This window comes from Streptomyces sp. NPDC020807 (genome assembly GCF_040641575.1).
In the GTDB taxonomy this organism is placed as follows: Bacteria; Actinomycetota; Actinomycetes; order Streptomycetales; family Streptomycetaceae; genus Streptomyces.
In genome coordinates this window covers 156,242-179,412 of sequence record NZ_JBFADU010000003.1, presented here as the reverse complement: position 1 = coordinate 179,412, position 23,171 = coordinate 156,242, and the positions used below count along the sequence as shown (strand labels likewise).

Sequence of the window (23,171 nt, the reverse complement as noted above, 5' to 3'; positions counted from 1 at the left end):
CCTTAGGATCCGCTTAAGGAAGGCATCGGAGCCACGAAAGGTTCAGCTCCTCCTGGCGCCCCCGCGCCTCCGCCCGGCCGGGCGCCTGCCCCGGCGGCCCGCGCCGCCCGCGCGCTCCGCGCGGCCGCCGTCGAGGGCGATCCAGACGCGGACCTCGGTCCCGCCGAGGACGGAGTGCCCGATGCGGACGTCTCCGCCGGTGGCCTCCGCCATCCGCCGCACGATGTCGAGGCCGAGGCCGGTCGAGCCGTCCCGGCCGCCGCTGTTGCCGCGCGCGAGGGCGGCGGCGGGGTCGGCGATGCCGCCGCCCGCGTCGGAGACGAGGACGATGACGGCGTCGTCGCCGTTGTGGACGTCGATGGAGAAGGCCGTGCCCTCGGGGGTGTGCCGGAAGACGTTGCCGAGCAGGGCGTCGAGGGCGGCGACGAGTTCGGGGCGGGCGACCGGGATGCGGACCGGCCGCTCGACGCCCGCGACCCGCACCCGGCGGCCCTCGTCCTCGGCGAGCGCGGACCAGAAGTCCATGCGCTCGCGCACCACTTCGGCGGCGTCGCAGCCCGCTCCCGGGCCGGTCGTCTGGGTCTGCGGCTTGGCCTCCCGGGCCGTACGGATGATGGTGTCGACCTCCCGTTCCAGCTGCTCGACGGCGGCGCGGGTCTGCTCGGCGGCGGGGCCCGAGCCGAGCGAGGCCGCGTTGAGCCGGAGGACGGTGAGCGGGGTGCGGAGCCGGTGGGAGAGGTCGGCGGCGAGCTCGCGTTCGTTGGCGAGGAGCTGGACGACCTGGTCGGCCATGGCATTGAAGGCGACGGCGGCGGAGCGGAGTTCGGGCGGCCCCTCCTCGGGGACGCGGGCCCCGAGCCTGCCCTCGCCGAGGTCGTGGGCGGCGCCCGCGAGCCGCTGGGCGGGGCGGACCATGCGGACGCCGAGCCGGTCGGCGACGGCGAGGGAGCCGACGACGAGGGCGACGCCGACGCCCGCGAGGACGAGCCAGGCGGTGGCGACGCCGTTGGTGACCTCGGCCTCGGGGACGAAGAGTTCGACGACGGCGACCTCGCCGCTGCTGAGGGCGGTGGGCTGGAGCAGCGCGAAGCCGCCGGGGACCTCGGCTATGGAGGCGCGGCCGAGCCGGCGGGTGGCCGCGAGCTCCTCCGCGCCGGCCCTGCGCGTGCCGATCTCCAGGTCCGTGCCGCCGGGTTCGCCGGCGGGCACGTGGACGGCGAGCCGTCCGGCGGCGCCGTCCTCGGTGGTGGCGACGGCCTTGTCGAGCTCCTCGCGGTCGGTGGTGATCGCGAGGACGGGCGCGAGTCCCGCGGCCCGGCGTTCGGCGTTGGAGAAGGCCCGGTCCCTGGCCATCTCCTTGACGACGAGCCCGAGGGGGACGGCGAAGGCGATGACGACCATCGCGGTGACGGCGAGCGAGACCTTGACAAGCGCCCATCTCACGGCTGCGGCTCCCGGGGCGGTTCCAGCTTCACGCCGACCCCGCGCAGGGTGTGCAGGTAGCGGGGGCGCGCCGCCGTTTCACCCAGTTTCCGCCGCAGCCATGACAAATGTACGTCGATGGTCTGGTCGTCCCCGTACGACTGCTGCCAGACCTCGGCGAGCAGTTCCTTGCGCGGGACGACCACGCCGGGCCGCCCGGCGAGGAAGGCGAGCAGGTCGAACTCGCGCCGGGTGAGGTCCAACGGCACGCCGTCGAGCTCGGCCTGACGGCGCAGCGGGTCGACGCTGAGCCCGCCGACCCGGATCACCGGCGTGGGCGGCGCCTCGCCGGCGGCGGACCGCGCGCGGCGCAGGACGGCGGCCATGCGGGCCGAGAGGTGGTCCACCGAGAAGGGCTTCACGAGGTAGTCGTCGGCCCCGGCGTGGAGGAGCCGGACGATCTCGGCCTCGTCGTCCCGCGCGGTCGCGATGATCACCGGCACGTCGGTGATCCCGCGCAGCATCTTGAGCGCCTCCGACCCGTCGAGGTCGGGCAGACCGAGGTCCAGGATCACGACGTCGAAGCGGAAATGGGCGACCTCGCGCAGCGCCTCCAGGGCCGTGCCGACGCTCCGTACCGTGTGGGAGGCGTCCGACAGCTGCCGGATGAGGGCGGAGCGCACGAACTGGTCGTCCTCGACCACGAGCACACTTGCCATGGGCGGCACCGTACGCCATTCGGGTGATGACCATGGCAATGTCCACCCTGCGGCCCGCACCCCTCCGGGGTGGTGCAGTATGAGCCGGTGCGAAGAGGACTCGTTCACGCCCTGGCCTGGTCGCTCGCCACCGGCGCGGCGGTCACCCTGTCCTGGTGGGGGGTGCACTCGGTGCTGTCCGGCACGGTCTACGACCCCCCGCGCGCCCTGCCGCTCCCGGTCGGCACGACCGACGACGCACCGGCGCTCGCGGGCGGCGATCCGCTGAACCCGCTGACGTCCTCGACGCGGAACCCGGAGACCTCCGGCCCGCCGTCCGGAACCCCCGGCGGTGCGGCCTCCGCCCGCCCGGAGACGACCGAGAGCCCCGACCGCGCTCCCGTCGGCACCGCGTCCACGGCTCCGGCCGACCCGGCGGCGACGGGGACGCCGGGGGCGACGGATCCCGCCCCCGCCTCGCCCGCCGGCCCGGCGCCCACCACGGACGCTCCGGCCGCCACCACCGCCGCGGCCCCCGGGACGAGCTCCGCCGCTCCCGCCCCGGCGTCCGACAGCGGCGTGAAGACCTTCACGGTCGACGGCGGACGGGTGACCTTCGACCTGGGCGAGTCCTCGGCGGAGCTCGTCGCGGCGACGCCGGCCTCCGGCTGGCAGATGCAGGTGTGGAAGGACCCGTCCTGGATCCGGGTCACCTTCACCGGCGACGGCCGCGAGATCTCGGTCTTCTGCCTGTGGCACGACGGCCCGCCCCACGTGCAGGTCGAGGAACGGAAGCTGTGAGGCCGAAGGGGTGCGAGGCACCCCCGGCGTCACCGGAAGACGGACGCCGGCGGTACGGGTGAGGGCTTGGCGCTCGCGTCGGTGACCGGCTGCGCTCCCCCGGCGAAGTCGGCGAGCGCCTTGCCGTGCTCCACGCGTCCCGGGTGCGGGTCGGTGGCGACCCTGCGGGTCAGCTCGGCGACCGGCAGTTCTCGGTCGGAGGCGAGCAGCACCGCGTTCCCGAAGCGGCGGCCGCGCAGGACCGTCGGGTCGGCGGTGAGGGCGAGCTCGGGGAAGACGGTGGCGGCCGTGGCGATCTGGCCGCGCAGGTGGGCGAGCGGCGGGCCGTCGGCGAGGTTCGCCGCGTAGAAGCCGCCGGGCCGCAGCACCCTCCGCACGTCGGCGAGGAACTCGGTGCTGGTCAGGTGGGCCGGGGTGCGGGCCCCGCCGAACACGTCGGCGATGACGAGGTCCGCCCAGCCGTCCTGCACCTTGGCGAGCCCGTCGCGGGCGTCGGTGGAGCGGACGCGGACGCGGGCTCCGGCGTCGAGCGGGAGCTCCCGGCGGACGAACTGCACGAGCCGCCCGTCGAGCTCCACGATCTGCTGCGTGGAGCGGGGCCTGGTCGCGGCGACGTACCGGGCGAGGGTGAAGGCGCCGCCGCCGAGGTGCACGACCTGGAGCGGCCGGTTCGGCGGGGCGACGAGGTCGGCGATGTGGCCGAGGCGCCGCTGGTACTCGAAGGAGAGGTGTGCCGGATCGTCCAGGTCCACGTGGGACTGGGGGGCGCCGTCGATGAGGAGGGTCCAGCCGCGCGGGCGTTCCCTGTCGGGTATGAGCTGGGCGAGACCGCCGTCGACGGTCTCCTCGACGGTGGCGGCGGACGCCGCCCGGTCCCGCTGTCTGTTCCTGGCCACGGGTCCATTATCCGGGGGCGGCCGCGGGGCGGCCTCAGTGGCAGCCGTCGGCCGCCTCGATGAGGCGGGCCGCCTCGCCGAGCGCCTGGCGCAGGACGGCGGGGTCGGTGACGGGCTCGGACTCCCCCGGCGGCAGCAGCCAGCCGGCCGGGCGCGGGGTGTCCCCCGTGGGCTCGGGGAGTTCGGGCAGCTCGGGAAGGCGGAGACCGCGCCCCGAGGTCCTCGTACACGCGCTGCCGGGTACGTCCCAGGCGGCGGCGGTGCCGGGGGGCACGAGGAAGCCGAGGGTGTCGCAGGTGCCGTCGTGGACGACGGGTCCGACGGTGGGGCCGCCGCCGCGGCGGAGGATGTCGACGGCCTCCAGGCCCTGCCGGACGGGCACGGTCACCAGGTCCCAGGGCTCCGCCGACTGCGATCCGATCTCCGACATGGACCCCTCCTCGCTCCAGAGGAGACACGTTCCGTCTCTCCCATAGGGTTCAACGTCCGTCCGCGTCAACAGCTACGGCGCCATGCCGCCGCAAAGGATGGCAGTTCATGGCAGATCGTAGGCGAGATATCCGATTTGTAGCCAAACTCCGCGTAGGCATCCGGTCACAGCAGGTACGTTCTTGCCGCCGGACACCCCGGCAGCACCAGGAGAGGGCTCGGGCCATGACGATGTCACGGGCAGTTCCCAATCTCGCCTTCCGCCGGCTGCGCGGACAGCTCTCGCCGGCGGAGTTCGCCGCGGCGGTCCGCAGGGCGGCGCGGGAGATCGGCGAACAGGTCGCGTGCGACGCCCGCTACATCGGTCGCGTGGAAGCGGGCGAGATCCGCTGCCCCAACTACGCGTACGAGCGGGTCTTCCTGCACATGTTCCCCGGGCTCGGCCTCTGCGACCTGGGGTTCTCCGCGCGGGAGGCGGTACGCGGACGGCGGCAGGCAGCCCCGGTCGCGGTCCCGGCTCCCGGCGCCATCCCGACCCGGAACGATGAGGAGAGCGACGTGCTGCGTCGCGCATTCATTGCGAGCGGCTCCGCCACCCTGGCGGCCGCCTCGCTGGGACTCGGCGGCCCCGCCGTCGCGATTCCCGCCCCCCGCGGCACCCACCGGATCGGCGAGACCGAGGTCCGGGCCGTGGAGGAGGCGGTACGGCAGATCCGTACGCTCGACGACCGGCACGGCGCCGACGGGCTCTACAAGATCGCCGCCCAACCGCTCCGTACCGCCTACGCCCTGCTCGACGCGGGCACCGCGAGCCGCCGCTCCACCGAGGACCGGCTGCACGCGGGCGCGGGCGAGCTGTCCCTCTCCGTGGGCTGGCTGGCCCACGACTCCGGCCGCCACGAGGACGCCCGCTCCCACTACGCGGAGGCGCTCGCCACCGCGCGGGTGTCCGGGAACGCGGCCCTGGAGGCGCACGCCTTCTGCAACACCTCGTTCCTCGCCCGCGACACCGGCCGCCACCGCGAGGCGGTCCGGGCGGCCCAGGCGGGGCTGCGGGCCGCGCAGCCGCTCGACTCGCACCGGCTGCTCTCGCTGCTCTCCCTGCGGGAGGCCGGGGCGTGGGCCGAGCTCGGCGACCGCCGCGCCTGCGAGCAGGCGCTCGGCCGGGCCCACGCGCACTTCGAGCGGGGCGCGTCCGACGGCGACCCCGAGTGGATGTCGTTCTTCGGGGAGCCGGAGCGGGAGGCCCTGGAGGCGCAGTGCTGGTCGGCGCTGGGGGACTGGGGCCGGGCCGTCCGCCACGCCCAGCGGGCGACCGTCCTGCAGAATCCGTACTTCGCCCGGAACCTCGCGCTCTACCGGGCCCACCTGGCGCGGGACCTGGCCCACGCCCGGCGGCCCGATGAGGCGGCGGCGGAGGCGCGGCGGGTCGTCGACTCGCTGGACGGCATCGCCTCCGCGCGGATCAGCGGGATGCTGGCGGAGACGAGCCGGGTCCTGTCGACGTACTGATCCCGCCCGGTCTTCCCGTACCGCTCGCTACTGCTCCAGGTGGCCGGTGTCGTTCCACCGCTCGATCGCCGGCGCTCCGTAGGCCCAGCCGAGGACCGAGAGGCTCGTCGGGTCGAGGCGGATGCGGGAGGCGAAGGAGACGTCCTCGCCGAGCCAGCGCGCGCCGATCGAGCGCAGGATGTGGCCGTGGGCGAAGACGAGGACGTCGCGGTCGGCGGAGCGGGCCCAGTTCACGACCTCGTCGGCGCGGGCGGAGAGCTCGGCCAGGGTCTCGCCGTCCGGGACGGCGTCGCGCCAGATGAACCAGCCGGGGCGGATGTCCTGGATCTGCGCCGGGGTCAGCCCCTCGTACGCCCCGTAGTCCCATTCCATGAGCGCGTCCCAGGGCTCGGCGCGGTCCCCGAACCCGGCGATCTCGCAGGTCTCGCTCGCGCGGACCAGCGGGCTCGTGCGCACCTCGACGCCGGGCAGGCCCTGCCAGGGGCCCCGGTGGAGCCGCTCGCCGAGCAGCTTCGCGCCGCGCCGGCCCTCGTCGAGGAGGGGGATGTCGGTCCTGCCGGTGTGTCGGCCGAGCAGCGACCATTCGGTCTGGCCGTGCCGGGCGAGCAGGATGCGCGGTGCCATGGGAAGCGTTCTCCAAGGGGTCACGTGGGGGCTCGGGTGTGGGGTCGTGCCTCTCCCATCATCGCCGAAGCGGGGGGAAGGACCGGGATGTCCCCCCGTTGTCAGTGGCGGGTGCGAGACTTCGGCGGGTGAGCGCTTCCCTTCGTCATCAACTGGCCGAGCTGCGCGGACCGAGTACGGCTCCGCGTGCCCTCGACGCGCGGGCGCTCGCGGCGCTCGCCGCGAATCCGGGCTGCAGACGGCGGGCGCTGCTCGACGGCGCCGGGGTCGACAAGGCGGCGCTCGCCGCGAAGCTGGGCTCGCCCGCGCCCTTCGGGCAGTCGCAGTTCGCGATCGTGCGGGGCAACTCCTTCGAGGCGAAGGTCAAGGCGGACGGCGGCCGTGAGCTGCTGCGGCTGCTGGGGGTCGGGGAGCCCGGCGCGGTGCTGCTGCCGGACCTGTCGGCGTCCGGTCCGCAGGGCCGGACGGCCCGTACGGCGCTCGCGCTGCGCGAGGCGACGGCGGCGGGCGCGTGGTCGCTGCTCGACCACCCGCTCCTCGCCCTGGAGGTGGCCGGGTCCCCGGTGTACCTGGAGCCGGATGCGGTGGTCGTCGGCCCCGACGGGCGGTGGACGGTCGTCGAGATCAAGTCCTTCCCGATGATCGACGGCGCGGCCGACGCCTCGAAGGTGGGCGCGGCGGCCCGCCAGTCGGCGGTGTACGTGCTCGCGCTCGAACGGACGGCGGCGCTGACGGAGGGCGCGACGGTCGCGCAGTCGGTCCTCCTCGTCTGCCCGAAGGACTTCTCGAACGTGCCGACGGCCTCGGTCGTGGACGTGCGCAAGCAGCGCTCGGTCACCTTGCGGCAGCTCGGCCGGCTGACCCGGATCGAGGAGATCGCGGACGCCCTGCCGGAGGGCACGAGCTTCGACGTGGCGGAGCGCTCGCCGGCGGAGCTCGCCGAGGCCGTCGAGTGCGTCCCCCACGCGTACGCCCCCGAGTGCCTGGCCGCCTGCGAGCTGGCCTTCCACTGCCGGGCGCGCGCCCGCGCGGCGGGCGCGGTGGAGACCCTGGGCCGGGCGGTACGGGGCGAGCTGGGCGGCCTGACGACGATCGGGGCGGTCCTGTCGGCGTCCCGGGGTGAGACCGGCGATCCGGAGGACCCGGCGGTCGCGGCCCTCCGCCGCGCCCGCGCCCTGCGCCAGGAGGCCCTGTCGACGGCCCCCGGCCGCGTCCGTACCGCACCGTCCGCGGAGGAGACCGCATGTCGTTGATTTCCGCGTTGGCGCGGATGGAGGCCGTCGAGGCGGGGCGGGCGCAGCCGGTGGCGACCGTGCGGCACCGGCGGCTGTCGGAGCGGCCGCTCGTGTTCGTACCGCTGACGACCGCCGGTGAGGCGGGGGCGCCGCTGGGGGCGCTGGTCGGGACCGATCCCGGGGAGCCGCGGCTGCTCGTGGTGCCGCAGCCGCGGGACCGGGACCTGCGGTTCGGCTTCCTGGCGGACCTGGCCGAGGAGGTCCTGCCGTACGTCGACTCGTTCACGGGCGTCGTCGAGGCGGCGGAGAAGAGCGAGGTCGACCCGGAGACCGGCAAGAAGGTGAAGGTCGAGGTCGAGCTGTGCGCCGACGCGCCGCAGCTGATCGTGCCGAGCCGGGCCGGTGTGGAGTACGTACGGCTCCTGGGGCGGTCCACGCGGTTCCGGCGGACGGCCGAGCAGGACCCGGAGACGCCGTTCCCGGCGCCGCCGCGCGTCCCGCTGCTCGGGCGGTGGCTGACGCACTACGCCGACCGGGCCCTCGTCCCCGGCTCCTCGCTGCTGCTCGCGGCGACCGACCTGCTCAACCGGCACTGGGTCACCGGCCAGTCCTCCCTGGAGGACCAGCACCTGGGCGCGCTGCTCGCCTGGATCGATCCGGCCGACGGGGAGTCCGCCCCGGAGGCGGCGCTGCGGGCCGAGGTCGGGCGGGACTCCCGGGGGCAGCTGCTGTGCCCGCCGGCCGGTCCCGCGACCGACCCGGCCTTCGACAACAAGCTGCTCGCGCCCGCGATCGAGCGGTACGACAGGGCCCGGCAGGCGGTCGGCGCGGCCGAGGACGGCGAGGCCGCCGACGCGGGCCTCGGCGAGCTACACGCGGCCGAGCGGGAGCTCCGCCGGCTCGTCGTGTCGCAGCTGCGGCCCACGTGGGACGCGGTCTGGCGGGCGATCGGGCTGCTGCGGGAGCTGCCGGAGGGGGCGCGGGTCGAGGACCGCTGGACCCGCGACCGCTGGTCGTTCACCGCCCACCGCGACCGGGTCGCCTCGGGCGAGCCGCCGCAGCCGCGCAAGGACGACGTGATCGCGGCCGCGGCGAAGCTCGCGGGCCGCGAGCGGGCGCAGGGGCAGTTGGAGGCGCAGGAGGCGCTCGACGACCCGCTGGTCCTGGCGGGGCGGCGGCTCGCGGGCGAGGCGTTCGCCGCCGAGGTCGTCGAGGTGACGCCGGCGACCACGGACAAGGGTCGCCCTCGTCCCCTCCTCACGGTCCGCACGGACGACCTGCCGCACCTGGGCGAGCGGGCGAAGGTCTACCGCTCGCTCGACGGGAAGCCGCAGACCGCGGAGTTCGTGCGGTACGAGGAGGACGGGTCGCTGCTGCTCAGGGTCCTGGACCGGATGGGCCGGTCGAAGGAGCCCGCGGAGGGTTCGGTGCCGGAGAAGGGCGAGCGGACCGTCTGGACGCTGTTCGAGCACGACCAGCGGGTCGGGCCGGGGCTGCCGGACCCGGAGGCGACGCCGTGGACGCACGGCGGCTCCCCGGGCGCCGAGCCCGTCGTCGAGCTGCCCGATGCCGTCACCCCGGAGGACGTGCTGTGACCGCGCCCGTTTTCGATCCTTCCGCCGAGGCCGCCCGCGCGACCGACGGGATCCTCGCGGACACCCTGCACGGGACCGCCCGGGGCGTCGTCGTGGACTCGCCTCCCGGGGCGGGGAAGTCGACGCTCGTCGTGCGGGCCGCGCTGGAGCTGGCCTCCGCCGGGCGCCCCCTCATGGTCGTCGCGCAGACGAACGCGCAGGTCGACGACCTGGTCCTGCGGCTCGCCGAGAAGGAGCCCGGCCTGGAGGTGGGGCGGCTGCACTCCAGCGACGCGGACGCCTACGACAGGGCGCTCGACGACCTGGCGAACGTACGGAAGTCGGCGAAGCCCGGCGACCTGGCGGGGCTTCCCGTCGTCCTGTCGACGTCGGCCAAGTGGGCGCACGTGAAGAACGCCGAACCCTGGGCGCACGCGATCGTCGACGAGGCCTACCAGATGCGTTCGGACGCGCTGCTGTCCGTGGCGGGCCTCTTCGAGCGGGCGCTGTTCGTGGGCGACCCGGGGCAGCTGGACCCGTTCTCGGTGGTCGGCGCGGAGCAGTGGGCGGGGCTCGCCTACGACCCGTCGGCCTCGGCCGTCGCCACGCTCCTCGCGTACAACCCGGACCTTCCGCAGCACCGGCTGCCGGTGTCCTGGCGGCTGCCCGCCTCGGCGGCGCCGCTGGTGTCGGACGCCTTCTACCCGTACACGCCGTTCCGCAGCGGTACGGGGGCCGGCGACCGGAAGCTCTCCTTCGCGCTCGCCTCGGACGGCTCGGGGCCCGACCGGGTCCTCGACGAGGCGGCGGAGTCGGGCTGGGGCCTGCTGGAACTCCCCGCCCGGCACACGCCGCGCACCGACCCGGAGGCCGTCGGCGCGGTCGCCCTCGTCGTGCGGCGGCTGCTCGACCGGGGCGGCGCCGCCGTCTCGGAGCGCTCCGAGACCCCCGTGCCGCTCACGCCGGACCGGATCGCGGTCGGGACGGCCCACCGGGACCAGGCGGCGGCGGTCCGGGCGGCGCTCGCGGGGCTCGGGGTGACGGGCGTGACCGTGGACACCGCGAACCGGCTCCAGGGGCGCGAGTACGACGTGACGGTCGTCCTGCACCCGCTCTCCGGGCGCCCGGACGCGACCGCGTTCCATCTGGAGACCGGGCGGCTGTGCGTGCTCGCCTCGCGGCACCGGCACGCGTGCGTGGTGGTGTGCCGGGCGGGCGTGGCGGAGCTCCTCGACGAGCATCCGTCGGCGGATCCCGTCCAGCTGGGCGCGCCGGTGTCGTTCCCCGACGGCTGGGAGGCGAACCACGCGGTCCTCGCGCACCTGGCGCAGCACCGGGTGGCCTGGACCCCGTAGAACCCGCCCGGCCGCGTCCCAAACCGGGGCTCGGGAGCAGGTCGGGGGCGTGCGCGGGGAGCCACACGCTCTTGCGCGGCGCGGGACAATGGAAGCGGCCCGGGATCCCGGGCCGTGCCTGTGCGAGGAGGAGAAGGACGATGGCGGAACCCGCGGAGCGGAGCGGACAGCGGCGGCTCCGGCCGGCCTCGCTGATCTTCGAGCCTGCCGAGGCGACCGCCGAAGCGGAGCACTTCTTCGACCTGGAGTCGATAGAGGACCCGCGCGAGCTGCTCACCCGGGCCACGGAGCTGACGCTCGCGTTCCGCGCGGCGACGGACCGGGCGACGGAGTTCCAGGCCATCGCGGCGGCGCAGCTGGCGGATCCGCGCCGGTTCGACCGGCTGACGGTGGCGGACGTGGCCGAGCGGGCGCAGTGGACCGAGGACTACGCGCTGAAGATGATCGAGTTCGGCCGGGGCCTGATCCTGTCGAACGGCCGCGCCTCGGAGGAGTGACCCGGGCAGCCGGACCCCGCCGGGGTCGCCCCGGGGCAGCCGGACCCCGCCGGGGTCTCTCCTGGCATATGCGTCGCGCACGATACTCCTCCGGCACCCCGCGTGTCCGGGATTCCGTGACCTTCGGATACCGCGCGGTCACACCCGGTAGATCTGGTCATATGACGACCTGGCTGCGCGACGACACCCCGCACGACATCTTCCGGTTCCTGACGGAGGGCGACGAGGGACGGCACCACACGGCCCGGGTGACCGCCGACGGGGCCGCCTGGCTGGCCTCGGCCGCCGGCGGGCGCCCGGGGGCCGCCCTGACCCGCTGGGAGTCCCGCCCGGACTCCCCGGCGGCGCTCCCCTGCGGGACGGTCTTCGACGTCGTCAGCGTGGACCCGGTCTTCGGCCGCCGGATGCTGGACCGGCTGTGGGAGGAGGGCCCGGGCTCCGGGCCCGTCGCGACGCACCGGGGCCGGATGCTGCTCTTCGCCGCGCCCGGGACGGCCCAGCGGCTGCCCGCGCTGCTCGACTGGGAGGAGTGGGGAGAGGGCGTGCCCCGGCCGCTCTGCCACGGCGTCGGGGACGCGGTGACCGTGCCGCCGCTCACCCCGTCCGGCTCGTCGGGCCCGCGCTGGCTCGTGGCGCCCGACACGCGGAACCCGTGGCTGCCCGGCCCCGAGGTCGTCCTCTGGGCCTGTGTGCGGGCCGTTCGGATGGCCTCCGCGCCCGACGTGCGGGTATCGATTTTTCCTCCGGCCGATCCGGGTGCTAATGTCTACGACGTCAGCAGGCGCCGCTAGCTCAGTTGGTTAGAGCAGCTGACTCTTAATCAGCGGGTCCGGGGTTCGAGTCCCTGGCGGCGCACAGACAGGGAAGGCCCCCTCACTTCGGTGAGGGGGCCTTCTTCGTGTTCGGCCGGCGACCGGGGTCAGCCCACGACCGGCGGGGCGATCTTCACCGTCCAGCTGCCGCCCTCCGTGCGGTCCGTCACCTCGACCCGCACGCCCGTGCCGGGCACGGTGATGGTCTCGCCGACCTCCAGGGGCGCGTCGGCGAGCGGCGGATAGACGGAGCGGTCCCAGCAGGCCTCGGTGTCCGGGTGGGCGTCGACGACCTCGACGGGGCCGTCGCCGGAGGCGGCGCCGTTGCGCACCCGGTAGACGAGGACGCCCTCGGTGCAGGTCTCGGCGTCGTTCCCGGCCGCGCTGCGGGCCTCGATCGCGAGGACGCTGTCGGGGCCGGTCCTGACGACCGCGAGCCGGGTGCCGAGGCCCCCGTACTCCGGTGGCGGCGCGTCGGTCGGCTCCAGGCTGACGACCTGGGGCTCGGAGCCCTGGACGCAGCTGACCTGGGCGCGGGAGAGCCAGCCGAGCTTCCACTTGTGCCAGCCGAAGAGGTCGGGGGCGAGGCCGAACTGGCTGCCCATGACGTCCCAGTCGCCCACGTGGGTGTCCCAGTCCCCCTTGCCGTCCTCCGGGCGGTGGTAGAGGTCGGCCAGGTCGAAGACGTGGCCGGTCTCGTGGGCGAGGACGTTGCGGTCGGGCGGGTGGCGCTCGAAGACGGTGACGACCCGCTTGATCTCGGTGCCGTCGACCTCCAGCGGGCGGTCGAGGTTGACGACCTTCGTCGCGTCCGAGTCCACGCCGGGCGCGTCCGGGTCGGCGACCAGGTACACGATGTCGTACCGGGAGAAGTCCACGTCCTCGTCGGCGGCGGCGACGGCGTCGCGCAGGTAGGCCGAGCGGTTCCCCGAGTCCCAGTCCCGCCGTATGCCGTACGAGGTCGAGTCGCGCGGCATCTCGACCCACTCGCTCCGGGGGTGGGCGCGCAGGTCGAAGCGGCCGTAGGAGGCGCGGGTGAAGTACTCGCTGGTGGCCGGGAAGTGGTCGGCGGCGAGCTCGGCGGGGGTGGTGAGCGGCTCGGCGTCCGGGAAGGACAGGAAGACCATGACGGCGTCGAGGGCCCGGGTGGGGCGCGCGTAGGAGCCGTTCCAGGTGTCGAGGCCGAGCGAGTGGTGGGCACTCGTCCGGGGCAGCGCGCAGGGGTTCGCGACGGTCGCGCCGACGGCGGGGCCCGCGACGAGGCCGGTGGCGGCCAGGGCGGCGAGCGCGGTGAAGGCCGCCGCGCCGGCACGCAGCCGCGGGCGCTCCACTCCTCCGGGTGGCTGCTGACCCCTCACGTGGACCTCCGGATCGGTTGTGCGGGACACCATGTCCACCTTGTGGTGTTTTGCGGCGTTTCGCATGTTTCCGCTGCCCCGGTCGAGTGAGGAACGGCCCGCGCGTCGACGCGACACGAGCGGTCATCAGCTCACGGAAAGTCACATTCGGTCAGGTCAGCGCCGACCCGTGTCAGATCCGTGCAGAAACGATCGGCCGAGGCGGCCGACGGGGTTCTCCCCGCACGCCGGCGCCGCCGGAAACCGCATCGGAGCTGGAACGCTCCCCCGGCCTGGCTCTATGATCGGCTCACTTTTCCTTGGCCGACCATCCCGACCACAAGTGACCGGCCCGACTGCACTACGGGAGCGAGCGGTGAGCGGAACCCCCGAAGGACCGGTGCACCCAGAGCCGCCGGAGACGATGCCGGACGAGTCGCTCCTCACGGAGCGTCACGTCAGGGCCTGCGCCGAGCGCGACTACCGCGCCGCTTTCGCCGTCGCCCAGCTCCCCATGGCCGTCGTCGACGAGGACGGCGTCGTCGTCGACGCCAACGACTCCCTCGGCACCCTCCTCGGGACCCCGCCGGCCGAGCTCCGCGAGCGGCCCGCCGCCGACCTCGTCGACCTCGCCTCCGACGGCCGCACCTGGCACGCGTACCGCGAGGTCCTCCGCGGCGGCCGCTCCCGGTTCCGCTGCACCCGCCGCCTCAAGCACCCCGACGGCCGCACCCTCTGGGCCGAGGTCACCGTCTCCCCCGTACCCGACAGCCAACGCGTGCTGCTCTCGATCGCGGACATCAGCGCCCGCCGCGAACTCCAGGCCCGGGTGCGCCACCTCCAGATGCACGACCCGGTGACCCGGCTCCCCAACAGGACCCTGTTCTTCGAGCGCCTGGCGACGGCCCTGGAGGCGGCGGAGTCGACCACGTCCCGCGCGGTCGACCCGTCCCGCACGGCCGACCGGTCCGACACGGACGACCGGTCGCACGAGACCGCCCAGTCGTACGAGACCGGCCAGTCGTACGAGACCGACCGGTCCAATGAGTCCGACGAGTCCGACGAGTCGTACGGGTATGGCAGAACAGGGCGGATCGGCCTCTGCTACCTCGACCTCGACGGCTTCAAGGCCGTCAACGACACCCACGGCCACCGCGTCGGCGACCGCCTCCTCGCCGCCGTCGCCGACCGGCTCACCGCTTGCGCGGGGAACGGCGACCACCTCGTCGCCCGGCTCGGCGGCGACGAGTTCGCGATCCTCATCGAGGACTCCACCGGCACGGAGCAACTGGCCGACCTGGCCCGCTCGGTGCTGAGCGCCGTCGAGCGCCCCTTCGACCTCGGCGGCCGACGGCTCTCGGTCTCCGCGTCGATCGGCGTCGTCGAGCGCCTCGCCCGCGGGACGACGGCGACCTCCCTCGTCCAGGCCGCCGACACCACGCTGTACTGGGCCAAGGCCGACGGCAAGGCCCGCTGGACCTTCTTCGACCCGGAGCGCAACGCCCACCGGATGACCCGGCAGGCACTCTCCTCCTCCCTGCGCCCGGCCCTGGAGCGCGGCGAGTTCGCCCTGGAGTACCAGCCGCTCGTGAAGCTGGCGGACGGCGCGGTGCGCGGGGTGGAGGCCCTGGTGCGCTGGCACCACCCGCAGTTCGGCTCGCTCGCGCCGAATCGGTTCATCGGGATCGCCGAGGAGGACGGCTCCATCGTCGAGCTCGGGAGGTGGGTGCTGCGGACCGCCTGCCGGCAGGCCCGGCAGTGGCAGCGGGACCATCCGCGCGAGCGCCCGCTCTTCGTCAGCGTCAACGTGGCGGTCCGTCAGCTCTGGGACTCCGACCTGGTCGCGGACGTGGCCGGGATCCTCGCGGAGACCGGGCTCGCCCCGCACCTGCTCCAGCTGGAGCTGACCGAGTCCGCCGTCATGGGCTCGGCCGGACGGCCGCTCCAAGTGCTCCAGGCGCTCAGCGACATGGGCGTGTGCATCGCCATCGACGACTTCGGCACCGGCTACTCGAACCTGGCCTACCTGAGCCGGCTGCCGGTCTCCGTCCTCAAGCTGGACGGCTCGTTCGTCCGCGGCTTCCAGGACGAGGAGCACGCCAACCCGGCGGACGAGCTCATCGTGGAGGCGCTCGTGCAGCTCGCGCACCGGCTGGGGATCACGGTCACCGCCGAGTGCGTCGAGACGACCGGCCAGGCGAGCAGGCTCCGCCGGATCGGCTGTGACACGGGCCAGGGCTGGCTGTACTCGCGGGCGGTGGCGCCGGAGCGCATCGCCGAACTGATCGGCGCGCGCCCGCTGCGGGTGTGACGAAGGGGCCTGCCCGTCCGGTCGTCCGGACGGGCAGGCCCCCCTCTCGACTACTCGGCCGAGGCGAGCCCGAGGAATCCCGCCCAGGCGGCGGGAGAGACCCGGAAGGACGGACGGGTCGTGTCCTTCGAGTCACGGACGTGCACAGCTCCCGCGCCCGCCGCGACCTCCACGCACTGGCCGCCGTCGCCACCGCTGTAGCTGCTCTTGAACCAGGCGAGGGACTCGGTGCTGTTCATAGCTCTCCCAACAACTTCTCGATGAACGCCAGCGACTCCCGGGGACTGAGAGCCTGTGACCGGATAATTCCATAGCGGGCTGCGGCGAGAACGGTCTGCTTGGGGTCGGTCACCAGGGCACTCGCGCCCTGGGCCTCCGCGTACACGAACCTCTTGCCGTCCTCGCGGGTGATGACGGTGAACGGCCCTTCCAGGCCCGCGTTCTCAACACCGTCGAGGGGCATCACCTGGATCTGGACGTGCGCCCGCTGGCCCATGAGGATCAGGTGCTCCAGCTGCCCGCGCAGCACGTCCCGCCCGCAGAACTCCCGGCGGAGCACCGACTCGCACATGACGAAACTCGTCAGCGGTTCGGGGCGGCGATCGAAGATCGCCTGTCGGGCCAGTCGTGCACTCACCCGCTGTTCGATCACCTCCGCGTCGACCGACGGGCGCCGGTTGCCGAGCACCGCCCGCATGTACTCCTCGGTCTGCAACAGACCGTTGACCACCAGCGTGTCGTACGCCAGCAGCTCAGCCGCCACCTTCTCCAGCTGTGCCATCCCCTGGAAGAACGCGGGGTACTGCGCCGCCTCCAGCTCTTCCTTCCACACCTTCAACAAGCCTTCCGCGCCGACCTCTTGATCCGCCTGGTCGACCGCGCGCGGCGGTGGGATCCTCCGCCCCTGTTCGAACGAGGCGATCGTGGAGGCCGAGTACCCGAGCAGCTTGCCCAGGGCCTCCCGGTCGATCCCCGCCCGCGTCCGGAGCGTCTTCAGGCTCCGTCCGAAGGCCACCGCCACCCCCGAGACGGGCGGCCTGCCTCCCGGCGACGCGGAGTCCTCCTCCCGCCCCGACTCCAGGACCCCGTCGCTCTGTTCTTCCGTCATCGCACCCCACACCCTCTCGTGCTGTGCAGTCACCGCTCGTCACGCTAAGCCACCGCGGCATGCACGGAGGGTCCGATCGGAAAAGTACGAAGAACGAGAGGACGGGGACATGGGACTGCCCCCGGCCGGAGGGACAGTCCGGGCGGGGGCAGCGTTCATGAGGGTGGTGCGGGCGGTGCGGGCGGTGCGGGCGGTGCGGGCGGTGACTGGGGGATCACCGCCCCGGGCCGGTCAGCCACTCAGCAGGCGCCGAGGTCCTGCCACACGCCCCACTCGCCGGTGGTGCCGGGGGTCTCGTTCTGGGTCCACCACTTGGCCTTGTACTTGCGGCCGTTGTAGGAGACCTCGTTGCCCGAGTTGTAGACCGTGCCCGCGACGTACGCCGGGACCGTGCCGCAGCCCGAGGTGGGCGGGGTGGTGGTCGGAGGCGTCGTGGTCGGCGGGGTGGTGGTGGGCGGCGTCGTCGGCGCGGTGGTCGGCGGCGTCGTGGTGGGCGGGGTGGTGGGGGCGCCGAGCGCGGTGTTGATCTGCTTCAGCAGGGTGGCGTTCTCGTCCAGGCCGAGGAGCGAGTACATCATCGCGCCGCCGAGACCGCGCTGCTTCGAGTAGTCCACGCGGGCCTGGATGGACTTCTGGTTGAGGCCGGTGAAGAACTCGCCGTCCTTGTAGAAGTACGAGGCCTTCGCCTGGTCGTCCCAGAAGGTCGTCGACGCGTTGTCGACGATGCCGCCGAGCTCCTTGTAGTGCGCGATGCCGGCCTGCTGCGAGAGCGGGCGGACGTTGGAGCCGCCGGTGGCGGTCTGGGCGAGGCCGTTGGTGGTGCCGGCCGGGACGCCCTTCCAGCCGCGGTAGTAGAACTCGTAGCCCAGGGTCAGCTTGTTGGCCGGGAAGCCGCCGGTGATCCCGTAGGTCGGGTTGCCGTCGATCCAGGAGTCGATGGCGGCGTCGATGCTGTACTTCTCGTTGCCCGGCGCGATGACGTCGGTCGGGTCGTTCGAGCCGGAGTAGAGCGGGGACTGGTGGTACGTCGGCCCGTCGCCGTCCCAGGCGCCGTGCATGTCGTACGTCATGATGTTCGCGTAGTCGAGGTACGCGCCGATCTTGTCCGTCTCGATGTACTTGATCTTGTCCTGGCCGGCCGGGAGGGCCGCCGTCAGCATGTACTTCTTGCCGCCGTTGGCCGCGCCGTACTCGTCGAGCTGCTTGCGGAACTCGGCGAGGAGGAGCGTGAAGTTCTGCTTGTCCTCGGGGGCGTAGTGGTTGCCCAGGTGGCCGCCGGAGGAGCCCGGGTACTCCCAGTCGATGTCGATGCCGTCGAAGATGCCGGCCGCCGTGCCCGCGCCGCCGAAGCCGCCCTCGACCGGCAGGTTGCCCTTGATGTACTGGTCGATGCAGGAGGCCACGAACTTCTTGCGGCTCGCGTCCGTCTTGGCCGCGTCGCTGAAGTACTTGGAGTAGGTCCAGCCGCCGAGCGAGATGTTGATCTTCAGGTGGGGGTACTTCGCCTTCAGCTCCTTGAACTGGTTGAAGACGCCCACGATCGGCTGGTCCCACTTGTCGGCGATGCCGTCGACGCTGTCCGCCGCGCTGAAGGACTTCTGGTAGTCGGCGTACGAGTCGCCCGCACCGTCACCCGCGTTGGGGTTGTTGTCGTCACCGGCGGCCTTGTTGGCCTCGAAACAGGTGAGGTTGGTGGGGTGGATGTTGCCGAACGAGTAGTTGATGACGTCCAGGTTGCTCGCGATGCCCCGGGTGTCGAGGTGCTTGGGGTAGAACGCGTTGCCGTAGACGCTCCACTGGTCGTAGTACGCGATGCGCACGTTGCCCGCAGAGGCGCTGGTCGAGGTGTCGGCCGCCTGGGCGGAGCCGATACCGACAGTGGCGGCGAGAGCGCCGGCGGCGAGAGCCGAGCTGAGGAGCGCGGCGATCAAGGGCTTACGGGGGTGCACGTGCGGCCTCCGAATGGGGGGTACTGGGTGGTGCCGTACAGGAGCTGAGGAAGTGATAACCGGCGCGTGAACGGCGCGTCAATGGTCTGAACCAGATTGAGGACTAGACCAATTTGCCGAAGAAACCCCTTGTCAGGGGGGTGCAGCACAAAGCAGAACCGCCCGCCACCATCGGTGACGAGCGGTTTAAGGTTCACTTATGGGTCGGGCGGAGGCGGCGTGGGAAGGAACCAGCCACTCCGGAAATCCCGGGGTACGGGGGTGCCAGGGGCCCGAAGGGGCTACGGCAGCTCCGGGAAGTCGTACGCGTCCGCGATGAGTTCGAAGCTGCGGAGCTGCGCCTCCCCGCCGTGCCCCCGGCCGTTGATCATCAGCTCGTCCGCGCCCGTCCGCTTCCGCAGGTCGTCGAGGCCGACCCGTACCTCCTCGGAGGTGCCGTACACGACGTCGGCCATCCAGCTTTCCACGAACTCCCGCTCGGCGGGGCTGTAGTCGTACGCCTCCGCCTCCTCGGGCGAGGGCAGCAGCCCCGGCCGCCCCCGCCGGAGCTGGAGCATCGCGAGGGCGCCGGCCAGGGTGTGGCGGCGGGCCTCGGCCGCCTCGTCGGCGGCGAACGCGGAGACGGCGATCAGCGCGTACGGGCTGTCCAGGACCTCCGAGGGCCGGAACGACTCGCGGTAGAGGTCGAGCGCCGGGATCGTGTTCCGGGCCGAGAAGTGATGGGCGAAGGCGAACGGCAGGCCGAGCAGGCCGGCGAGCCGGGCGCTGAAGCCGGAGGAGCCGAGCAGCCAGATCGGCGGGCGGCCCGTCGGACCCTGGACGGGGCCGGGCACGGCGTGGATGCGGGAGTACGGGTGCCCGTCGGGGAAGTCGTCGTCCAGGAAGCGGGTCAGCTCGGCCAGCTGCTCGGGAAAGTCGTCGGCGCCCTCGTTGAGGGTGGCCGTCCGGCGCAGGGCGGCGGCGGTGGCGCCGTCGGTGCCGGGCGCGCGGCCGAGTCCGAGGTCGACGCGGCCCGGCGCGAGGGCCTCCAGCGTGCCGAACTGCTCGGCGATGACGAGCGGGGCGTGGTTGGGCAGCATGACGCCGCCCGAGCCGAGCCGGATGCGGCGGGTGTGGGCGGCGAGGTGGGCCAGGATCACGGCCGGGGAGGAGGAGGCGACCCCGGGCATGGAGTGGTGCTCGGCCACCCAGTGCCGGTGGAAGCCGCGCCGCTCGGCGAGCCTGCTCAGCCCGACGCTGGTGGCGAGCGCCTGGGTCGCGGTGCGCCCGCTGCCGACGGTCACCAGGTCCAGCACGGACAGCGGTACGGGCGCGGTGCCCCGCACCTCTCCTCGAATTGCGTCGGTCACCGTCGGACCCTCTCCTCGACACGCTTGCGCGCTTCCTCAGGGTGCGAACAGGAGGGCGTCTCCGCTTATTCCCGGCCCCTCGGCGAAGGGACTCATGGCACGGCTCATGACATGGGCATATGCCGTGGTCGCTCCGCCCAGCGTGCAGCCCGAAAGCGGCCCCTGATTCTCGTCAACAGCCCCCCTGCAAAAGCTTCTTGGCGGCTATCGTGAGGAGAAAGCATGCGGTCACAACCTGGTAGGGGGAAACCGTGGCGCTGAAGCCCGAGCCCACCGCGCCGTTCCACTCGGTGCAGTACGCCCTGCGCGTGCTCGAGACGGTCTCACGGCACGGCGGCGGAGTGTCGGACGTCCAGATCGCCCGCGAGACCGGACTCCCCGTAGCCCACCTCGCTCCCCTGCTCCTCATGCTCCGCCGCGAGGGGTACGTCGAGCAGGTCGCCGTCGGCGCGTACGCGATCGGGGACTCGCTCGCCCTCCTCGGCTCCGGCCTGACCCGCCGCGAGGCCCTGGAGGTCAAGCTCCAGGAAGCCCTGACCGAACTGCGCGACTCCGTCGGCGCGGCGATCTACGTCAGCCGGTACGTCGACGGCGAGGTGCGGATCACGGCGGTCGCCGACGGCCCGCGGACGCCCGCGGTCAACGAGTGGGTGGACTTCCGGTCCGCGGCGCACGCGAGCGCCGTCGGCAAGTGCCTGCTCGCCCAGCTCGACGTGAACGGCCGGAAGGACCACCTCTCCCGCCACAAGGCGGCCCGGCTGACCTCCCGGACGATCACCGACGAACGGGTCCTCCTCGCCCGGCTCGCCGCCCAGCCGGCGACGGTCCCCTTCCTCGACCTCCAGGAGTACGCGGTCGGCACGGTCTGCGCGGCGGTCCCGCTGACGGCGGGCTCCACGGCCGGCTGCCTGGCGCTCTCCCTCCCGGTCGAGCAGGCCCACCGGCTGCGGGAGGCGGCGGACACGCTGAACCGGCGGGCGGCGCCGGTGGCGCTGTCGCTGGCGCTCTGAGCGAAACCGGGGCCTCCGCCCCGGACCCCGCGCCTCACACGCCGGCGGTGCTGGATTTCCAGCCCGACCGGCGTGGTCACGAGCACCCCTCGGGACCAGGTAGTATTTTCTCTGTCAGCAGGCGCCGCTAGCTCAGTTGGTTAGAGCAGCTGACTCTTAATCAGCGGGTCCGGGGTTCGAGTCCCTGGCGGCGCACAGACAGAGAAAGCCCCTCACCTCGGTGAGGGGCTTTCTTGTCGTTCCCGTCACGCCCGTCACGCCCGTCACGCCCGTCACGCCCGTCACGCCCGTCACGCCCGTCACGCCCGCAGGTACGTGAGGACCGCGAGGACCCGGCGGTGGGTGTCCTCGGCCGGAGGCAGGTCCAGCTTCGCCAGGATGTTGCCGATGTGCTTGCCGACGGCGGCCTCCGTCACCACGAGCCGGCGGGCGACGGCACCGTTCGAATGCCCCTCCGCCACCAGGCCCAGGACCTCCCGCTCGCGCGGGGTCAGCGCCTCCAGCGGGTCGCGGTGGCGCCGCAGGAGCTGCCGTACGACCTCCGGGTCGACGACCGTGCCGCCGTCGGCGACCCGGGCGAGGGCCTCGGCGAACTCCTCCACCTGCCCGACCCGGTCCTTCAGGAGGTAGCCGACGCCGGTGCCGTCGCCCGCGTCGAGGAGGTCGGCGGCGTAGCTGCGCTGCACGTACTGGCTGAGGACGAGGACCGGCAGGCCGGGCCGCTCGGCGCGGAGCGCGACGGCGGCGCGCAGTCCCTCGTCCTGGAAGCCGGGCGGCATGCGGACGTCGGTGACGACCACGTCCGGGTCGTGGGCGGCGACCGCCTCACGCAGGGCGTCGGCGTCGCCGACGGCGGCGACGACCTCGTGCCCGAAGCGGGCGAGCAGCCCGATCAGTCCCTCCCTCAGGAGGACGCTGTCCTCGGCGAGCACGACACGGAGCTTGCGGACGCTGGGCTGCACGGGATCTCCACTCGGAGGAGGGTGGGCCCGCCCGGCGGGCTCATGATCGTCAGTGTGCCATCGAGGACGGCGATCCGGTCGGCGAGCCCGGTGAGGCCGGTGCCGCGTGCGGGGTCGGCGGCACCCCGGCCGTCGTCCTCGACGTCGATCCGCAGGACCCCGTCCGCGTGGCGCGCGGCGACGCGGGCCCGGTCGGCGCCGCTGTGCCTGCCGACGTTGGCGAGGGCCTCGCGGACGGCGAAGTACGCGGCGCTCTCGACGGCGGGCGGCAGCCGGGGCAGGTCGTCGTCGACGTCCCCGGTGGCGACGGGGACGGCGGACCGGTCGGCGGCGTCGGTGAGGGCGGCGGCGAGGCCGTAGTCGGCGAGGACCTGGGGGTGGATGCCGTGGATCAGCTCGCGCAGCTCGGTCAGCACCTGCCCGGCCTCCGCGTGGGCCTTCGCCAGCTGCTCGGCGAGGGGGCCGCCGGGCGGAGCGTCGAGCCGGGCGAGGCCGAGGGCCATGGTGAGCGCGACCAGGCGCTGCTGGGCCCCGTCGTGGAGGTCGCGCTCGATGCGGCGGCGCTCGGCCTCGAAGGCGTCGACGAGGCGGGCGCGGGAGGCGATGACCTCGCCGATCGCGCCCGGCGCGGCGGTCTCGCGGGGCGCGAGGAGGGCCCGGGCGAGGGCGGCGCGGGCGCCGGCGACGGCGGCGAGCGGGTAGGCGAGGGCGACGAGGAGGGCGGCGCCGAGCAGGGCGGTGGCGAGGGCCTCGGGGTAGGTGGTGACCAGGTAGGCCTTGACGACCTTGGCCTCGTGGCCGTCGGCGGCGAGCTGGACGGGCGCGGCGAGGAGGGCGACGGGCAGGCCGACGCAGGCCGCGAGCGCGAGGAGGTCGAGCGGGCCCAGGACGGCGGCGAGCAGCAGCGCGTACCCGAACTCCCGCCACGTCGCCTGCTCCCCGACCCGCAGCCGCAGCCAGGCGGCGAGGCCGGGGGTGGCGGGGGTGCGGTGGGGGTCGGGGGCGGTGTCGAGATCGACGAGCCGGAGGCGGCGGCGTTCGAGGGCGGCGAGGACGGGGCCGGAGAGGAGGAGCAGCGGCAGACCGACGAGGAACAGGGAGAACGCGCCGAGCACGATCAGCCCGAGGGCGGCGATCCCCCCGACGAGCGCCCCCGTGGCGAGGTACGCGCCCGCGCGCCACGGCCAGGACCCGAGCGGGAACCGTCGCCGGGCGAGCGCCTGCCATGCGGTACGGGGTTCCATGCCGGCCCACGCTATGCGGGCCCCGCGGACGGGGCCACCCTTCACC

21 protein-coding genes and 2 tRNA genes are annotated in these 23,171 nt (G+C 73.8%); 11 read left to right on the top strand and 12 right to left on the bottom strand.

The genetic code is table 11. From position 1 onward, the window contains the following. Window positions 1-42: 42 nt before the first annotated feature. Both AB0G79_RS06430 and AB0G79_RS06425 read right to left on the bottom strand, forming a co-directional pair. Window positions 43-1,443, bottom strand: coding sequence for a HAMP domain-containing sensor histidine kinase (locus tag AB0G79_RS06430; RefSeq protein ID WP_360801020.1), 1,401 nt, complete (start codon window positions 1,441-1,443; stop codon window positions 43-45). Beyond that, window positions 1,440-2,141, bottom strand: coding sequence for a response regulator transcription factor (locus AB0G79_RS06425; protein WP_360801017.1), 702 nt, complete (start codon window positions 2,139-2,141; stop codon window positions 1,440-1,442). The genes AB0G79_RS06430 and AB0G79_RS06425 overlap by 4 nt, the downstream gene beginning before the upstream one ends. 87 nt (window positions 2,142-2,228) lie before the next feature. Between AB0G79_RS06425 and AB0G79_RS06420 the strand changes: the two genes are divergently transcribed. Next, window positions 2,229-2,921: a hypothetical protein gene (locus AB0G79_RS06420; protein ID WP_360801014.1), complete on the top strand. Its 693-nt coding sequence runs from the start codon at window positions 2,229-2,231 to the stop codon at window positions 2,919-2,921. A 29-nt stretch (window positions 2,922-2,950) separates the two neighbouring features. On the opposite strand, the gene AB0G79_RS06415 is transcribed toward AB0G79_RS06420, so the two are convergent. Together AB0G79_RS06415 and AB0G79_RS06410 are read right to left on the bottom strand one after the other, a co-directional pair. Next, window positions 2,951-3,817 (bottom strand): fused MFS/spermidine synthase, encoded by an 867-nt coding sequence (locus AB0G79_RS06415; protein WP_360801011.1) that lies wholly within the window; start codon window positions 3,815-3,817, stop codon window positions 2,951-2,953. Window positions 3,818-3,851: 34 nt separating this feature from the next. Next, window positions 3,852-4,247 (bottom strand): hypothetical protein, encoded by a 396-nt coding sequence (locus AB0G79_RS06410; RefSeq protein WP_360801008.1) that lies wholly within the window; start codon window positions 4,245-4,247, stop codon window positions 3,852-3,854. Window positions 4,248-4,471: 224 nt separating this feature from the next. On the opposite strand from AB0G79_RS06410, the gene AB0G79_RS06405 reads away from it, so the two are divergent. Continuing rightward, on the top strand, window positions 4,472-5,758 hold the full coding sequence (locus AB0G79_RS06405) for a tetratricopeptide repeat protein (RefSeq protein WP_360801005.1): 1,287 nt from the start codon (window positions 4,472-4,474) through the stop codon (window positions 5,756-5,758). Window positions 5,759-5,785: 27 nt separating this feature from the next. Here AB0G79_RS06405 and AB0G79_RS06400 read toward each other — a convergent pair whose 3' ends face one another. Further along, window positions 5,786-6,382 (bottom strand): histidine phosphatase family protein, encoded by a 597-nt coding sequence (locus AB0G79_RS06400; protein WP_360801003.1) that lies wholly within the window; start codon window positions 6,380-6,382, stop codon window positions 5,786-5,788. Window positions 6,383-6,480: 98 nt separating this feature from the next. Between AB0G79_RS06400 and AB0G79_RS06395 the strand changes: the two genes are divergently transcribed. The 6 genes from AB0G79_RS06395 to AB0G79_RS06370 all read left to right on the top strand — a co-directional run bounded on the left by AB0G79_RS06395 (window position 6,481) and on the right by AB0G79_RS06370 (window position 11,898). Continuing rightward, a complete protein-coding gene (locus tag AB0G79_RS06395) occupies window positions 6,481-7,635 on the top strand; it encodes a hypothetical protein (RefSeq protein WP_360801000.1) in 1,155 nt (384 codons plus the stop codon). Then, a complete protein-coding gene (locus AB0G79_RS06390; protein ID WP_360800997.1) occupies window positions 7,626-9,212 on the top strand; it encodes a hypothetical protein in 1,587 nt (528 codons plus the stop codon). The genes AB0G79_RS06395 and AB0G79_RS06390 overlap by 10 nt, the downstream gene beginning before the upstream one ends. Then, entirely contained in the window at window positions 9,209-10,546 is a 1,338-nt protein-coding gene (locus tag AB0G79_RS06385; RefSeq protein ID WP_360800994.1) for an AAA domain-containing protein, read from the top strand. Before AB0G79_RS06390 ends, AB0G79_RS06385 begins: the two co-directional genes overlap by 4 nt. 140 nt (window positions 10,547-10,686) lie before the next feature. Beyond that, on the top strand, window positions 10,687-11,043 hold the full coding sequence (locus AB0G79_RS06380; RefSeq protein ID WP_360800991.1) for a hypothetical protein: 357 nt from the start codon (window positions 10,687-10,689) through the stop codon (window positions 11,041-11,043). A gap of 161 nt (window positions 11,044-11,204) precedes the next feature. Continuing rightward, entirely contained in the window at window positions 11,205-11,834 is a 630-nt protein-coding gene (locus AB0G79_RS06375) for a hypothetical protein (protein WP_360800988.1), read from the top strand. Beyond that, window positions 11,825-11,898, top strand: a tRNA-Lys gene (locus AB0G79_RS06370). Before AB0G79_RS06375 ends, AB0G79_RS06370 begins: the two co-directional genes overlap by 10 nt. A gap of 64 nt (window positions 11,899-11,962) precedes the next feature. Here the strand turns inward: AB0G79_RS06370 and AB0G79_RS06365 are convergent. Next, entirely contained in the window at window positions 11,963-13,246 is a 1,284-nt protein-coding gene (locus tag AB0G79_RS06365) for a M6 family metalloprotease domain-containing protein (protein ID WP_360800985.1), read from the bottom strand. 370 nt (window positions 13,247-13,616) lie between these two features. Here AB0G79_RS06365 and AB0G79_RS06360 point away from each other — a divergent pair, with 370 nt between their 5' ends. Continuing rightward, entirely contained in the window at window positions 13,617-15,503 is a 1,887-nt protein-coding gene (locus AB0G79_RS06360) for an EAL domain-containing protein (RefSeq protein ID WP_360801836.1), read from the top strand. Between the two features lie 50 nt (window positions 15,504-15,553). Here AB0G79_RS06360 and AB0G79_RS06355 read toward each other — a convergent pair whose 3' ends face one another. The 4 genes from AB0G79_RS06355 to AB0G79_RS06340 all read right to left on the bottom strand — a co-directional run bounded on the left by AB0G79_RS06355 (window position 15,554) and on the right by AB0G79_RS06340 (window position 19,909). Next, window positions 15,554-15,742, bottom strand: a complete 189-nt coding sequence (locus AB0G79_RS06355) for a DUF397 domain-containing protein (protein WP_360800983.1) — start codon at window positions 15,740-15,742, stop codon at window positions 15,554-15,556. After that, window positions 15,739-16,644 carry a helix-turn-helix transcriptional regulator gene (locus AB0G79_RS06350; protein ID WP_360800980.1) on the bottom strand — a complete coding sequence of 302 codons (906 nt, stop codon included), beginning with the start codon at window positions 16,642-16,644 and terminating at the stop codon, window positions 15,739-15,741. Before AB0G79_RS06350 ends, AB0G79_RS06355 begins: the two co-directional genes overlap by 4 nt. Window positions 16,645-16,850: 206 nt before the next feature. Continuing rightward, the gene (locus AB0G79_RS06345) at window positions 16,851-18,560 is read right to left on the bottom strand and encodes a glycosyl hydrolase family 18 protein (protein ID WP_360800977.1); all 1,710 of its coding nucleotides are present in this window, start codon (window positions 18,558-18,560) and stop codon (window positions 16,851-16,853) included. A 281-nt stretch (window positions 18,561-18,841) separates the two neighbouring features. Further along, the gene (locus tag AB0G79_RS06340; protein WP_360800974.1) at window positions 18,842-19,909 is read right to left on the bottom strand and encodes an LLM class flavin-dependent oxidoreductase; all 1,068 of its coding nucleotides are present in this window, start codon (window positions 19,907-19,909) and stop codon (window positions 18,842-18,844) included. Between the two features lie 251 nt (window positions 19,910-20,160). Between AB0G79_RS06340 and AB0G79_RS06335 the strand changes: the two genes are divergently transcribed. Together AB0G79_RS06335 and AB0G79_RS06330 are read left to right on the top strand one after the other, a co-directional pair. Then, entirely contained in the window at window positions 20,161-20,919 is a 759-nt protein-coding gene (locus AB0G79_RS06335; RefSeq protein WP_360800971.1) for an IclR family transcriptional regulator C-terminal domain-containing protein, read from the top strand. A 121-nt stretch (window positions 20,920-21,040) separates the two neighbouring features. Beyond that, window positions 21,041-21,114, top strand: a tRNA-Lys gene (locus AB0G79_RS06330). Window positions 21,115-21,218: 104 nt separating this feature from the next. On the opposite strand, the gene AB0G79_RS06325 is transcribed toward AB0G79_RS06330, so the two are convergent. Further along, window positions 21,219-21,881 (bottom strand): response regulator transcription factor, encoded by a 663-nt coding sequence (locus tag AB0G79_RS06325; RefSeq protein WP_360800968.1) that lies wholly within the window; start codon window positions 21,879-21,881, stop codon window positions 21,219-21,221. Further along, a complete protein-coding gene (locus AB0G79_RS06320) occupies window positions 21,824-23,125 on the bottom strand; it encodes a sensor domain-containing protein (RefSeq protein WP_360800965.1) in 1,302 nt (433 codons plus the stop codon). Before AB0G79_RS06320 ends, AB0G79_RS06325 begins: the two co-directional genes overlap by 58 nt. Between the last annotated feature and the right edge of the window lie 46 nt (window positions 23,126-23,171).